At 59.5% G+C, this 13,565-nt stretch carries 12 protein-coding genes; 7 read left to right on the forward strand and 5 right to left on the reverse strand.

Going from position 1 to position 13,565, the window contains the following annotated elements; genetic code table 11:
• Positions 1–84: 84 nt before the first annotated feature.
• Positions 85–1,131 (forward strand): LLM class flavin-dependent oxidoreductase, encoded by a 1,047-nt coding sequence (locus tag ACVWVQ_RS03255; RefSeq protein WP_457506934.1) that lies wholly within the window; start codon positions 85–87, stop codon positions 1,129–1,131.
• A gap of 60 nt (positions 1,132–1,191) precedes the next feature.
• On the opposite strand, the gene ACVWVQ_RS03260 is transcribed toward ACVWVQ_RS03255, so the two are convergent.
• The 3 genes from ACVWVQ_RS03260 to ACVWVQ_RS03270 are packed head-to-tail and all read right to left on the reverse strand — an operon-like array spanning position 1,192 to position 3,792.
• A complete protein-coding gene (locus ACVWVQ_RS03260) occupies positions 1,192–1,779 on the reverse strand; it encodes a hypothetical protein (protein WP_414355785.1) in 588 nt (195 codons plus the stop codon).
• Positions 1,758–2,180 carry a thioesterase family protein gene (locus ACVWVQ_RS03265; RefSeq protein ID WP_414344002.1) on the reverse strand — a complete coding sequence of 141 codons (423 nt, stop codon included), beginning with the start codon at positions 2,178–2,180 and terminating at the stop codon, positions 1,758–1,760. Before ACVWVQ_RS03265 ends, ACVWVQ_RS03260 begins: the two co-directional genes overlap by 22 nt.
• Positions 2,181–2,208: 28 nt before the next feature.
• Entirely contained in the window at positions 2,209–3,792 is a 1,584-nt protein-coding gene (locus tag ACVWVQ_RS03270) for a hypothetical protein (RefSeq protein ID WP_457506842.1), read from the reverse strand.
• A 210-nt stretch (positions 3,793–4,002) separates the two neighbouring features.
• Here ACVWVQ_RS03270 and ACVWVQ_RS03275 point away from each other — a divergent pair, with 210 nt between their 5' ends.
• The 3 genes from ACVWVQ_RS03275 to ACVWVQ_RS03285 all read left to right on the forward strand — a co-directional run bounded on the left by ACVWVQ_RS03275 (position 4,003) and on the right by ACVWVQ_RS03285 (position 8,403).
• Positions 4,003–6,111: a tetratricopeptide repeat protein gene (locus ACVWVQ_RS03275; protein ID WP_457506844.1), complete on the forward strand. Its 2,109-nt coding sequence runs from the start codon at positions 4,003–4,005 to the stop codon at positions 6,109–6,111.
• A gap of 100 nt (positions 6,112–6,211) precedes the next feature.
• On the forward strand, positions 6,212–7,417 hold the full coding sequence (gene aroB / locus ACVWVQ_RS03280) for a 3-dehydroquinate synthase (protein WP_457506846.1): 1,206 nt from the start codon (positions 6,212–6,214) through the stop codon (positions 7,415–7,417).
• Complete coding sequence (locus ACVWVQ_RS03285; protein ID WP_457506848.1) at positions 7,396–8,403, forward strand: aspartate-semialdehyde dehydrogenase; 1,008 nt, start codon at positions 7,396–7,398, stop codon at positions 8,401–8,403. Before aroB ends, ACVWVQ_RS03285 begins: the two co-directional genes overlap by 22 nt.
• 23 nt (positions 8,404–8,426) lie before the next feature.
• Here the strand turns inward: ACVWVQ_RS03285 and ACVWVQ_RS03290 are convergent, their stop codons facing one another.
• The gene (locus ACVWVQ_RS03290; protein WP_457506850.1) at positions 8,427–9,449 is read right to left on the reverse strand and encodes a DUF7933 domain-containing protein; all 1,023 of its coding nucleotides are present in this window, start codon (positions 9,447–9,449) and stop codon (positions 8,427–8,429) included.
• A 329-nt stretch (positions 9,450–9,778) separates the two neighbouring features.
• On the opposite strand from ACVWVQ_RS03290, the gene ACVWVQ_RS03295 reads away from it, so the two are divergent.
• Both ACVWVQ_RS03295 and ACVWVQ_RS03300 read left to right on the forward strand, forming a co-directional pair.
• Complete coding sequence (locus tag ACVWVQ_RS03295; RefSeq protein ID WP_457506852.1) at positions 9,779–10,552, forward strand: ZIP family metal transporter; 774 nt, start codon at positions 9,779–9,781, stop codon at positions 10,550–10,552.
• Between the two features lie 42 nt (positions 10,553–10,594).
• A complete protein-coding gene (locus ACVWVQ_RS03300; protein ID WP_457503449.1) occupies positions 10,595–11,401 on the forward strand; it encodes an alpha/beta hydrolase in 807 nt (268 codons plus the stop codon).
• On the opposite strand, the gene ACVWVQ_RS03305 is transcribed toward ACVWVQ_RS03300, so the two are convergent.
• Positions 11,367–12,059, reverse strand: a complete 693-nt coding sequence (locus tag ACVWVQ_RS03305; protein WP_457506936.1) for a DUF3598 family protein — start codon at positions 12,057–12,059, stop codon at positions 11,367–11,369. The two genes, ACVWVQ_RS03300 and ACVWVQ_RS03305, sit on opposite strands and share 35 nt — an antisense overlap.
• A gap of 352 nt (positions 12,060–12,411) precedes the next feature.
• On the opposite strand from ACVWVQ_RS03305, the gene ACVWVQ_RS03310 reads away from it, so the two are divergent.
• Complete coding sequence (locus ACVWVQ_RS03310; protein ID WP_457506854.1) at positions 12,412–13,563, forward strand: ABC transporter substrate-binding protein; 1,152 nt, start codon at positions 12,412–12,414, stop codon at positions 13,561–13,563.
• The last annotated feature ends 2 nt before the right edge of the window (positions 13,564–13,565 follow it).

Consider the following 13,565-nt stretch of genomic DNA (forward strand, 5'->3'; position numbering starts at 1 on the left):
CCTCTGACCGACTTAGATAGGGCAGGGGGTTTTTGGCCTGTTTCCCCAAGGGCTTTATCGAGAGAGGACTGGACGATGAGGTATCTGCAGTTTGGGGTGTTTATCCCCATCGCCAACAACGGCTGGATCATCTCGGTGAATTCGCCGCAATATATGCCAACTTTCGAGCTGAACAAGCAGATCACCCTCTTGGCGGAACGGTATGGCTTTGAATTTGTCCTGTCCATGGTGAAGTGGCGGGGGTTTAAGGGGAAAACCCAGTTTTGGGATCACGCCTTGGAGTCTTTTACCCTAATGGCGGGCTTGGCGGCGGTGACGGAAAGGATCCATCTCTACGCTTCGGTGGCTCTGCCTACGCTCCACCCTGCTGTGGCCGCTCGCATGTGTGTCACTCTGGACAGCATCAGCAAAGGACGGTTTGGCCTCAACATCGTGACCGGCTGGAACAAGCTGGAATATTCGCAAATGGGCCTGTGGCCGGGGGATGAATACTACAGCTATCGCTACGACTACGCCACCGAGTATGTGCAGGTGATGAAGCTGCTCTGGGAGCAAGGGCGTGTTTCTTATCAGGGCAAGTATTTTCAGTTGGAAGACTGCGTTTGTCAGCCTCGCCCTTCGCGGGAGATCCCGATTGTTTGCGCAGGGCACTCAGAGCGGGGTATGCGCTTTACGGCGGAAATGGGCAACCACAACTTCATCTTGGCTCCCGTTGAAGAGGCTGGTCGCATGAGCGATCGGCTGAAGGAGCTTGGCCAACGGGTGGGACGCACTGTGGGTACCTACGCTTTGTTTACTGTGGTGATGGGAGAAACCGACGCGGAAGCCGAAGCTGTTGCAGAGCACTACATGGAAGGGGGGGATATCGAGGCCCTGCTGGGCTGGAAAGGGGCAGCCAACACAGATCCGGTGGGGGTGAACGTGAAAAGCTACCAGGCAGAGGCATTTATGGGGATCCCAACCCTCATCGGTTCCTATGAAACTGTGGCAAGAGAACTGGATTGCATCGCCGGCCAAACCAGCATCGATGGGATCCTGTTCACATTCCCGGATTTTGTTGCCGATGTGCAGCGATTTGGGGAACGGGTCATGCCTCTGTTGAATTGCCGCCCGGCGCTGCAGCCGGTCTGACCACGTCAGCGGTGCGGTTCCCCCACAGCACTTTTCTCCTGAGGCCAGCTTTCCCATTGGCTATTTCTGCCGGGGATCCCCCCTGGTTGCCCGCAGGACTCTGTCCCACCGGCGCGAAAGGGCGAGCCATCCCAGTTTTAAGGCCGGCCCCAGCACCTGCCAGCCGCGAAACCGAACCACCAGGGATCCCTGTCCGCACCAGCCGATGCGGGTGAAGGTCAAGCGCAGGTGTTGAGCCAACGGAAGAGGTAGAGCGGCGATCAGCCCCAAGCATTGCCCCGTCAAAGCTGGATCGGCAAAGCCAATTTCTACGCCGCCTTGCCAGGATTGAATGCGAAGTTGCTTGCCCAGCTTCCACAGGTAGGGCCAATAACGCGGCCAATCTCCGAGGGAGCGAGGTTCTCCCCGCTGTACCGGCCAACGGCCGCGAAGGCGCAGGGATCCCCAACGCCATTCCCAGCCACGGCGGCTGCCCCGCACGGCCCAGCCTCCCCAGCCGTGCCATTTCCAGATCCAGGCAAGGGGGCCCTGCCAGGGTTTGCGGTAGCGCAGAATGAGCTGTTGAGGCCAGAACAAGAGAGTTCCCACAAAGACGGCCAGCAGCAATCCCAAAGGACTCCGTCCCGCTAACGCGAACAGCTTGAGCACCGACTGGGATCCTCCGCGGTCAATCCATAGCGGGCCAGAAAACGGGGCAAATCGACCACCAGGCAGGTGTAGGATCCCTGCATCACCAGCCGCTCCTGCTGGGTGATCTCCACCTGAAACCGAATGCGTCTTCCCTCCACGGCCACGACTTCGACCCGAACCTGCAAGGGATCCCCCGCCACCGCTGCCGACCGATGCTCCAAGGCAAAGCGGATCCCGACCGCCGCTTCCTCCGGCTCGTAGAAGGGCTGCAAGGTGGTGTGGCTGCACCGCTCGATCAACGTCAACAGAGCTGGGGATCCGATCACCTTCACACCGGGGTTGCCCAGAGCCTCAGCGGTTTGTTCTGGGCCGAGGATCCCTTGCCAGGTGCCGAGGGTGCCCAAGGGAACGGGTTTCATCTCCGCACAACCAGAGTGCTCCGCACCGCTAACGCGAACAGCGGGCAGGGGCGCGCATTCTCCTGGATTGCCACAGGCTCCAGCCTTGCCAGAGCAGGAGAATCAACGCCAGGATCCCGACCACCCCGGCCAGCACCAGCGCCCGTTCCAGGCGGGTGGCATGGAAGCCGGTTACCGTCCAATCGCGGCTGAGGTTGGATCCCAGAATGGCAAGCGTGGCCAGAGCCAAACCAAGGACTCCGTCCCGCTGCCGCGAATGGATCCCTGGAGATTCCGCCCCTCTTCCCTCCTGCTGCAGGAGGATGGGCTGCAGCGCCGCCAGGATCAAAGCAGTCATCAAAGCTCCCAACAGGAAGGCCGCTTGCGGCTGGGCGTGAATGAAGTAGCCCACCCCCACCGGCAGAGCCAGGCTAGCCAGCGTCAGGGCGATCCCCGTCTGCAGGGGTTTGTCTGGCCCGTATAGCCAGTGAATGAGCGCCGCCAGCGCCATGGCCGCCATTCCCAGGTACAGCGCCGCCGACACATAGGGTTGGGTGAGGTCGATCCCGGCAACCTGCAGGTTGAACTGGTGCAACAGGTTTTGCAGCAGAGGGCGGGCCGACAAGAAGAGGGCTGCCATCGCCCCCCAACGGCTGGGAAAAGCCAGACATCCCAGCCCCAAGAGGGCCGCCCCGTAGGATCCCCCCAATCGCAGCGCCAGCAGCGCTCCTCCGCCCACCAGCGTTAGGCCCACACAGGCCCGCCAGAGCAGCCGTCCTTGTTGCTCGGCAACGCTGACGCGACCGGCTAAAGCCTCCGGCCCGCTGACATGAGCAGGTTCCCCTGGCGCAGGGATCCCCCGTCCCGTCTGGTTCTCCAAGGCAAGCAAGGCCCACGAGAGCAGCACCCCTGCCCCGTAGAGCAAGGCCCAGAAGGGATCCTGATATAGACTGTTGCGGGTCAAGGCCAAGGCCAGCGCCAGCGCCACCAGCCACCCCACCCCATGCCCCACTGCCGACAGCAGCCCGGGGGAGTCTTCTGCGGCGGTCAAGAGCGGCACAGTGCCTGCCACCAAGCTGAGGGCGGCCAGCCCCACCGGCAACAGCACCTGCCAAGGGAGATCCGGCTGGGATCCCATCTCCAGCAGGCGAGATCCCCAGGTTATGGCGGCAATGCCGCTCCACCCCTGGCCCAGCGCCATCAGCAACGACAGGGCTTCCGCTGCGGCCAAGACCCCCAGCAAAGGGATCCCCACCAAGCCCATCCCCAGGCCGCAGCCCCACAGAAAGAGCATTCCATGCTGCTCCGCAATGCCGATGCGACTGGGGGAGCCGATAGCCAGACTTTGCCAGGCCGCCAAACTGAGCAACAGCACCACCAGCCCTTGCCCGGCCCGACCGCAGCCACTCAACCCCAGTAAACCCACCCCCACCAGGCCCCCCAACAACAAAGCCAGGGGGATCAGATCCGGCAACTGACCCAGCCAGCACCCCAGCGCCGCCAAGGCCACCAAGCCCAGCCCCACTGCCGGTTGCCAGCGGCGAACGGATCCCCAGCAGCGATATCGAATCGCTTCCAACAGCAAGACCACCAAGCCAATCGCGGCCGCAATCGCCAAAACTCCACCCAGCATGTGCTCCCTCCTTTCAAGCCCTGCACCAACTATCGCCTATCGCTGTCCGGTCATCATCGCCATTCAGAACCAATCGAGCGGAAGCGTTGCCTAGCATCAGGTTTGCTCCTTGCCCCAGACCCGATGGGGAGCAAATGCGTTTGCGTTTGTGAAAGCATCGCGCAGCGATAACGCAAAGATAAGCTGGAGAAGATCAGCGAGCGGGCGTTCATGTCTTCAGAGCATTACAAGTTCGACCTTTTCTTGCGCTACCACCGAGAGCAAGCCCGGTGGGCGCGTCAACTGGCGGAGCGGCTGGATCGCGAGGGTTTCAAAGTCTGGTTTGACCGCTGGATGCTGCAGCCGGGGGATAACCGCAAGCTGGAGCTGCAACTGGCCATCGAACAATGCCGCTGGGTGGGAGTGGTGGCCTCTCCAGAGTTTGTTGCCGATCCCTGGCCAAGGGATGAGCTGTACAGCGGGTTTCCCCATGCCCCGGCACGACAAAACCAGCGCCTGCTGACGCTGCTGCACACCCCCACTGAGCTACCCCGCCCCCTGGAAGAGGCGCCCCTGCTGGATTTTACTGGCTCAGAAGAGGATCCGGTGCTGTTTGAGTACCGCGCCTTGGAGCTGATGCACTTTTTGGATCCCAGCTTCCCTGCCCCCGGGGATCTGCAGCGGTTCCGGCTGCAATACCGCCGCCGTGAGGGGAAAGAGTCCCTGGAAGATGAAGAGGTGCGGGGATTTCAGGCCTTTTTGCGGGCCATCCAGATGGCCATCCTGCGCATTGCCACAGGCGAAACCCCCTCCGCCACGCCAGAAGAAGGAGCGCGTCAGATCGCCATTTTGCAGTTCATTCAGCGGCTGTTTCAGTGGAACAGTGCCGACATCCAATTCGAGCGGGGGGAAGACTGGCGTCGCCGCGGCAACCTGACGGAAGCCCTGGCCGCCTACGACCGGGCTCTGAACATGGATCCCAACTTCGCCCTGGCTTGGAGCCGCCGTGGGGATGTGCTGGTGCAGTTGGCCCGCTACCGCGAGGCGGTGGACAGCTACAATGGATCTCTAAGCATCAACCCCTACGACGAAGAAACCCGGCTGCGCCTGGCCCTGATTCTAGGGCGCCTGGGGCAGTACAAGTCGGCGGTGGTCAACTACGACAAGGTGCTGGAGAGCAACCCGGAAGATGCTCTGGCCTGGCACAATCGCGGCATCCGCCTGCTGCAACTGAAGCGGTCTAAGCTGGCCCTGAACAGCCTGAACAAGGCGCTGCGCTACAACCCCAAACAGCCCCGCACCTGGCTGGCCCGTGGGATCGTGCTGCGGCGGCTGCGTCGGCCCAGCTCGGCAGCGGCTAGTTTTGCGCGGGTTTTGAAGCTCAACCCCAGAAGTGCGCGGGTTTGGCGCTACCAAGGCAATGCCCTCTTCCACTGCCACCGGCTGCGCTCGGCTGTTGAATGTTACAAGCGCTCGCTGCGGCTGCGCCGCCGGGATCCCATCACCCTGCACAACTTGGGGGTGGCCCTGCTGCGCTTGGGGCAGTATCGGCTGGCCAGCAAGGCTCTAGAACGCGCCCTGCGCTACGATGCCGACAACTTCAAAAGCTGGTACGCCCGCGGCGTGGCCTTCCAAAAATTGGGCTACCTGAAAGAAGCCTGCATCCACTTCGAGGAAGCCCTCAAGATCAAGCCGGAGCACTTTCCGGCCCGCTATGCCCTGGCAATGGCCCAGCAGGAGTTGGGGCAATATGAGGCCAGCCTGCAGCATTTCCAGCGCTTGGTGCAGCAGCGTCCCGGCAGTTCTGCCTGCTGGTTTGGCCAGATCACCAGCCTGCGGCGTCTGGGCCGGCTGGAAGAAGCCCGTGCCGCCTGCCAGCAGATGCTCCGCCTCAACGAACGGGATCCCTGGGGCTGGTTTGCCCTGGGCTTGCTCTACGGCGAGCTAAAGGATCCCGAACAAGCTGTGCAAGCCTACTCGCGGGTTTTGCAGCTCACCCCAGAAGATGCTGTGGCCCTCAACAACCGCGCCTGGGAAGCCTTGAAACTGGGGAAGCTGGAACCTGCTCTGGCAGACGCCCAACAGGCCACGCACCTGGATCCGCAGCGGCCCGCCTTTTGGCACACCCTGGGGCTGATTCAACTGCGGGCCGGCCAGCGAGAAGCCGCCCAGGCCAGCTTGCGGCGCTGTCTGGAGCTGGATCCGCAATTTCAGCCGGCCCAAGCCGCCCTGCAGGACTTGGCCCAGGAAGACTCGGCCTCGCCGGCGGGAACAGCTCTGCCGGATTTGGAAACCCTCACTCCCCAGTCGGAGCCGCAGCCAGTTGACCCCAACCCCTAGCAGGATCCCCTGGGCTTTCAGACCCCAAGGACAATGCCTGCAGCAGGCAGACGGGAGCAGAACATGCCACACTGGATCCCGCCCCTCAGGACCGACACGCATGGATCCCTGTCTGATTCCTGTCAAGCTCTCCAGCAGATCCTTTCACGATAGCGGGACAGAGTCCTACGACATCCTCATCCAGTCTGCGGAAGGCCCCAGCGGCCACAGCCTGATCCAGTTGGGATCCCAAATGCGAGCTAGAGGGCTTTCCGGCAAGGCTCTGGTGGTGAGCCATCCCGGCATTGCCAAACACTTTGCCGAGAAGTTGCTGCAGGGGCTGCAACAAGCGGGGTTTGCCGCCCACCTCTGCCTATTGCCTGCCGGCGAACGCTACAAAACCCTGCGCTCGGTGGCCAAGATCTACGACGCCGCCCTAGCCTTTGGCCTGGAGCGCTCCTCCACCTTGGTGGCTCTAGGAGGGGGGGTCATTGGCGACATGGTGGGGTTTGCCGCCGCCACTTGGCTGCGCGGGATCCCTTTTGTGCAGGTGCCCACCTCACTTTTGGCCATGGTGGATGCGGCCATTGGTGGCAAGACCGGTGTCAACCATCCTGGCGGGAAAAACCTCATTGGGGCGTTTTATCAGCCGCGCCTGGTGTGGATTGATCCAACGCTATTGCAGACTCTGCCCCAGCGGGAGTTTACTTCGGCTTTGGCAGAGGTGATCAAATACGGCGTGATTCAGGCTGCCGACCTATTTGAGTTTTTGGAAGATCGACCCCAACTGAGCCGCTACACCGACTTTACTCCCGCAGACTTGCACTACCTGCTGCGCCGCTGTGCCGAGTGCAAAGCCTGGGTGGTGCAGCAGGACGAGAAAGAAGCGGGCCTGCGGGCCATACTCAACTACGGCCACACCCTCGGCCATGCCCTAGAAGCTGCCACCGGCTACCGCCGCTATCTGCACGGAGAAGCTGTCGCCATCGGCATGGTAGCTGCCGGGGAGATCGCCCGCCGCCTGGGGTGGTGGAGCGCTGCTGAAGCCGAACGGCAACGACGCCTGATCGAGAAAGCAGGACTGCCCAGCCGGTGGCCGGCCGGGATCCCTTGGGAGGCAGTGCTGCAGGCAATGCAGGCCGACAAGAAAGTCAAACAGGGGCGGATTCGCTTCGTTTTGCCCCGCCGGATTGGCCAAGCGGAGCTGACCGATCAAGTCGAGCTGGCAGAGGTGCAGGCTGCTTTGGCCTCGATTACAGCAACCTCTGGAACCCTAGAATTAGGAAAATCTAAGGACAAGAAAGCATGGCACGGCAACAACGGGTAGCCATTTTGGGAGCAACAGGGGCAGTAGGGGCAGAGCTGCTGACGCTATTGGAAGAGCGCCACTTTCCTGTAGCCGACCTCAAGCTTTTGGCCTCGCCCCGTTCAGCGGGCACTTATTTGACCTTCAAGGGGGAACGGATCCCGGTTGAGCCGGTTTCAGAAGCGGCCTTCCGGGGCCTGGATCTGGTGCTGGCCTCTGCCGGAGCAAGTGTTTCCAAAGCCTGGGCCAAGCCCATCGTCGAGGCGGGGGCGGTGCTGATTGACAACTCCAGCGCCTTTCGCCTGGATCCCGATGTCCCGCTGGTGGTGCCGGAGGTCAACCCCCAGGAAGCCTTCCGTCACCAAGGGATCATTGCCAATCCCAACTGCACCACCATCCTAATGTGCGTGGCCATCTACCCCCTGCATCGCCACATCCCCCTGCGCCGCGTGGTGGCCGCCACCTATCAATCGGCCAGTGGGGCCGGGGCCCGCGCCATGGTGGAGCTGCAAGAGCAAACCCGCGCCTACCTGCAGGGGCAGCCGTTGCAGCCCCAGGTGTTCCCTTACCCCATTGCCTTCAACCTCTTCCTCCACAACAGCCCCCTGCAAGAGAACGGCTACTGCCAGGAAGAGATGAAAATGGTCAACGAATCCCGCAAGATTATCGGATCCCCCAACCTGCGGCTGACAGCTACCTGTGTGCGGGTGCCGGTGCTACGTACCCACGCCGAGGCCCTCAACCTGGAGTTTGAACAGCCCTTCCCGGTGGAGCAAGCTCGGCAAATCTTGGCTCAAGCCCCTGGGGTGGTGCTCATTGAAGATTGGCAGCAGAACCGCTTTCCCATGCCCATCGACGTGGCCGGCAGGGATGAAGTGGCGGTGGGCCGCATCCGCCAGGACATCTCCGAGCCCAAGGCCCTGGAGCTGTGGCTATGCGGGGATCAAATCCGCAAAGGTGCGGCCCTCAACGCCATTCAAATTGCCGAGCTGCTTTTGAAGGACTAATTATTAACCTGAACCGTCAAGGATCAATAAGCCTGAACCGTCCAGGTTACCGGCCCCGCTGTAACAGGGGCAGCCTCAGTGCTGTTCAACGTCACCGGGGAGTTGGGGTAGTTGTAGGTGCCGGGTGGGTCCGTAACTGCGAATATGACTTGGACAAAGATGGTCACTGTGCAAGTTTGTCCTGGGGCTACTTGTCCTCCGGTGAATTGAATGGTGTCCACACCCATCACTGTGAGGGTAGCTCCAGCACCACAGGAAGGAGGTAAGGGAGGAGGTGGAGGAAATACGGTTAAAGGAGGCGGCCCTCCCGGCAAGGTGTGGTCAAAGGCCAAGCCCGTCAATGGAATGGCTGCGTTGTTGGTTATTGTAAACGTCAGAGTTCCATTCCCGGTAACGGCAGGTGAGCCGATTGGGCCAAGCGGGTTGGGAGAAAAGGCCATGGTAAAGGCGGGAGGTGGCACCGTTACCGTTAAGTTGATAGCAGCAGCGGTGGCATTGAGCCCTTGGTTGCTGCTCAGGGTTACCGCGAGGCTGGTCAGGGATCCCGCTGTCGTGGCTGTAACCTGAAGATCCAGGCTGATGGTGCAGCTAGCGTTGGCTGCCAATGAGCCGTTGACCAACGAGATGGAAGTGGTTGCTGGTGGAGCTATCACCGTCCCCCCACAGCCATTGTTCAGGTTATTGGGATTGGCAATGACCAAACCGTTAGGCAAGTCGTCGGAAAAAGCTAGACCAGTCAGGGGCAGGGCAGCGGTGTTGGTGATCGTGTAGGTCAGAGTTGTTTTGGCAGTGGGGCCGGCAGCTACCGAGGTGGGGCTAAATGCCTTGCTAAAAGTCGGGGCACCCGTTGTGGGCGTAGGTGTCGGGGTTGGGGTGGATGTTGGAGTTGGGGTCGGTGTGAGTGTCGGTGTAGGTGTCGGAGTTGGAGTCGGTGTAGGTGTAGGCACTGTCGTCCCACCGCTTCCGCCTCCACCGCAGCCGGTCAGTCCTAGACAGGCCGCTCCTAGACTCAAGGCCACAAGAGTTGTAACTGCTTTTTTCTTCATCGCTCTCTCACTCCTCATCACTATCGGACTTGACTTTAGTTTTTATCGACCTGTCTTGCTGCAGTGTACTCCAGTCCAATTGCTGTTCAGGACGCTTCTGCGCCGAGGCAATTCACAATTATTGTAATAAACCTTGGCTTAGCCGGCAAACTCCAACTAGGGAATAGCTCCTTCAGACTTGCTCTTAGGTACCTTGCTTGTAAGCACAAAATCTGGCGCTCCAAGCCAACTTTCAGAACCTCGCCTATGCCGCTCGAGCCAGCAATGTTCACACAACGTTGGAAAGGGAGAAGAATTGAAAAGCATTCGGCCTTTGTGGAGATTGGCTTGTGCATCCAATTGGGATGGGATCCCTGGCCAGCTTGATCGCCGGGTTGGCAACCGGGTTAGGGGCCTTGCCCGCTCTGTTTCTCCCCTCGCTCTCGGAAAGGGTACAAGGGATCCTGCTGGGATTTGGGGGTGGGGTGATGCTGGCGGCCACCTCGTTTTCGCTGGTGGTGCCGGGCACCGAGGCAGCCATGGCGCTGGGGTATTCCCCATTTGGAGCGGCGGTGGCGATGGCGGCGGGCCTGCTGCTAGGGGCAATCTTCCTGGAGAGTGCCCACCGCTTTTTTCCCCACGAGCACTTTTTCAAAGGGGTTGAAGGGGAGAACCGCGCCCATTTGAAGCGGATTTGGCTGTTCATCATTGCCATCGCCCTGCACAATTTCCCGGAAGGACTGGCGGTGGGAGTGGGTTTCGCTACCGGCCAAGTCGGCGATGGGTTGGCGCTGGCGCTGGGGATCGGCTTGCAGAACATGCCAGAAGGGCTGGTGGTGGCTTTGTCACTGGTGGGCCAGGGGTACTCGCGGCTGTTCGCTTTTGGCATCGCCCTGCTGACCGGACTGGTGGAGCCCATCGGCGGGATCCTGGGAGCAACGGTGGTCTCTCTGGCGCAGCCCCTACTACCCTGGGGCATGGCTTTTGCGGCGGGGGCGATGTTGTTTGTCATTTCCGATGAGATCATCCCTGAGTCGCACCGGCAGGGGTTGGAGCGGGAGGGCACCTTTGGGGTCATCAGTGGGTTTGTGGTGATGATGTTGCTGGATATCACCTTGGGCTAGCAAAGGATCCCGTCGCGAAGTGGAACGGAGTTTTATTTTTTTATGTTGAGTAACGAACCCTTTTTGTGGCGAGGAGCAGGGGAACACGCCTGTCTGCTGCTACATGGATTGGGGGGCGGTGTTTACGAGTTGCAATGGCTGGCAGAGCGGCTGTTGGCGGCTGGCCTGACGGTGCAGGGATTTAACTATCCCGGCCATGACAGTGCTCCGCATCGCTTACACGACCGCCGGTCTGCCCACATGCCCCCTTCCCGCTGGACGGAGTGGTACGGGCGGGCTTTGGAGCATTATCTGGCTTTGCAGCAGGAGTATCCCCGCGTTTCCTTGGTGGGCTTTTCCACCGGCTGTCTGCTGGCTTTGCACCTGGCTTTTGCCCATCCCATCCACAAATTGGTGCTGCTGGCGCCGTTTTTCGCCATTCGCCACCACTGGTACTATCTTTTTCGCCCAGAGCAGTACCTGAACAGCCTGGGTTGGCTATTGAAGGAGGTGCCCCGCCTCAGCTTGCCGATTCGGGATGGGGACGCTCGAGCCTTGGCAGAAAGAACGGCCTATTTCCGCAGCTTTAATCTGTCGGCGGTGCGCAGCGCTCTGGAGCTGATCGAGCGGGTCAAGGGAGAGGTGGCCGGCATCCGGGTTCCCACTCTGATCCTGCAATCTCGCCAAGATACAGTAGTGGATCCTGAACAGGCAGCGTGGCTCTATCAAGAGCTGGGATCCGAGGAGAAGATCTTGCATTGGCTGGAGCACTCCGACCACATCCTCACTTTGGACTGCGAGCGGGAAACGGTGTTTGCCCAGGTTTGCGCCTTTCTCAAACGGGATCCCTCTGCGCCCGGATCAGCGTAACCCCTTGCCAAGCACCGCGGGCATCGTAGTCCCGGATCAAACGCAAGAGACAATGGCAGTCTTCCGACTGCGGAAACCAGCTCAGGCTCACCGAAAAGCTGCGATCCCGGTGGGCGGTAGGGATGGGCAAGGGATCCGGCCCGCCAATCCACAGCCCCCCAGGCAAGGGATCCCAGTTGCTCAACCACTCTGCCCCCGAGCAGTCCACCTCGGTTTCGGCAAACCGGCCCTCGGCAACCGCAAAGCTCTGGGCGATCCCCCGCCATCTCCCCTGGAGGCAGGCTCTCAGTCGCTCTCTGCTCAGGGGTGCACAGTCTGCAACGGGATCCAAAGCTTGGCCGCGCCGCTCCAGGATCGCGGTTACCTCTACCAGACGACCTTGGGCATCCCACTGTTGCACCAGCCGCGCCTTGCGATCCCCCCAGAGAAAGCCCTGCTCGACGGCAAAATCACTAAACGGCGCCAGCTGCAGCCGCCCATTGGAAAAAGATCCATCGGGGAAAAAGCGCAATCCCGGCGAGAAATCCTGGTAGACCCAGCTCTGGGAGCTTTCGGGAGTGGGGGATCCCTGTAGGGGGTAGTAGGCGTTGGTTTGGCGGATCGGGATCCCTGCCGCTTTACAAACGCAACAAACGCATGACTCTGAGAGCAGATTGATAGCTCCTCGACCTTGGCTATCTGGAGGCTCCTAACATATCACCTCTGCCCCTGTACTCGCTTCGCACACTGTACTGACATCAGTATCTCTCCAAAGCCCTCTGTACTTTGCAAAAGCTGCATCGTGGAGGTAGCAGTAAAGTCGTTGCCAACGAGACAATAGCTTCTTGCTTACAGCCACGCACCTACACGCACCTATAACTAACATGGCGCTATATTCCCCCATGGCAAGAACAAGATTAGATGAGACACGATTACCCCACAATCTCCTAGGGAAATGTGCCCTAAGCTACAGATCGTTCATCATTGTTGGAGATACGGTACAGGGGAACCTTGACTTGCATGGCTTGGTCATGAGCATTTTTAGAAGGTCGGTAGTTAAGAGCATTGCTGCAGGTGTAGGTGTTGCAATTAGCGGTGGCTTTTTGAGGCAGTACCAAGAGGCTTTTGCCGCGCGAGAGAAAGAGATGAATATTCTGTGCTGGGAGGGTTACAACTCTGCGCAGGTTCTTGATCCCTTCCGCCAACGGTACAGTGCAACAGTGAAAGCTGAAACCTTAACCAATGATCCCACAATGATCAATCGCTTGCGAGCAGGCGAGACTAGAGTTTGGGATCTAATCAATGTGAACAACCCTTGGGCACGAGAGGTCATGTATCCGGAAAACCTGATTAAACCTCTTCCCCGTAAGGAGTTTGAGTATTATTTTGAGTCCATGCTTCCTCAATTTCGTCCCCCCTACAAGTGGGCGATGGATGCTACTGGAACAGAGTTGTTGGGTATGGCTCAGCGCTTTGGTCCCTATTCCTTTGTGGTCAATACCAACAAGATTAGTCGCAAAACAGCTGAGGAAGAGGGCTGGGAGCTGTTCAACGACTCGGCATTAGCTGGTCGTTACGGTATTCTGGAGTCAGATGACTGGAATGTCTTTAACATCTTCTTGGTAGCAGGGATTGATCCCTTCAAGCAGCATTCTGAAGAGGAGATGTCCAGGTTTTTTGAGACTGCCAAAACCTTGTTTCGTAATGCAAAGCTGATTGGGGATATCGCTGCGATGAACCAAGCTTTAGTCTCAGAGGAGATTGACTTGCAATTCACTGGTGGGACATACTCTGTTTCACCTGCTAGGGCGGAGGGCTTCCTAGAACTACGCGGCATCACTCCACTCAAAGGGCCAATGCCTGGAAATAAAGGGGGAATCGCCTGGATTGAGATTACATCTGTAGTTAATAACCCACAGCTCTCACCGCTTGCATTCGAGTTTCTCAAGTATATTCAGGAACCAGAAATCGCTCACCGCGTTGCCTTTGCGGAGGGAACATTTAACCCGGTTACCCAGATGGGAAATCCAGATTGCTTCAAATTATTCACCAAAGAACAGCTAGAGGCAATCCAGTGGGATAGTCTTGAAGAAGAAATGGCTCGCTCTACAGAGTATAGCATCGTTCCTGACTACAGCAAAGCCTTAGATTTGATGAATGCAGCCAAACGCTTGCGGACATAGCG

This window comes from Thermostichus sp. MS-CIW-36, from assembly GCF_054059035.1.

Excerpts from the sequence above, each read along its gene's own strand:
- ACVWVQ_RS03300 (WP_457503449.1), top strand. The coding sequence starts at position 10,595 with ATGTTGAGTAACGAACCCTTTTTGTGGCGAGGAGCAGGGGAACACGCC.
- ACVWVQ_RS03290 (WP_457506850.1), bottom strand. The coding sequence starts at position 9,449 with ATGAAGAAAAAAGCAGTTACAACTCTTGTGGCCTTGAGTCTAGGAGCG.
- ACVWVQ_RS03285 (WP_457506848.1), top strand. The coding sequence starts at position 7,396 with ATGGCACGGCAACAACGGGTAGCCATTTTGGGAGCAACAGGGGCAGTA.
- ACVWVQ_RS03275 (WP_457506844.1), top strand. The coding sequence starts at position 4,003 with ATGTCTTCAGAGCATTACAAGTTCGACCTTTTCTTGCGCTACCACCGA.
- ACVWVQ_RS03270 (WP_457506842.1), bottom strand. The coding sequence starts at position 3,792 with ATGCTGGGTGGAGTTTTGGCGATTGCGGCCGCGATTGGCTTGGTGGTC.
- ACVWVQ_RS03310 (WP_457506854.1), top strand. The coding sequence starts at position 12,412 with ATGAGCATTTTTAGAAGGTCGGTAGTTAAGAGCATTGCTGCAGGTGTA.
- ACVWVQ_RS03265 (WP_414344002.1), bottom strand. The coding sequence starts at position 2,180 with ATGAAACCCGTTCCCTTGGGCACCCTCGGCACCTGGCAAGGGATCCTC.
- aroB (WP_457506846.1), top strand. The coding sequence starts at position 6,212 with ATGGATCCCTGTCTGATTCCTGTCAAGCTCTCCAGCAGATCCTTTCAC.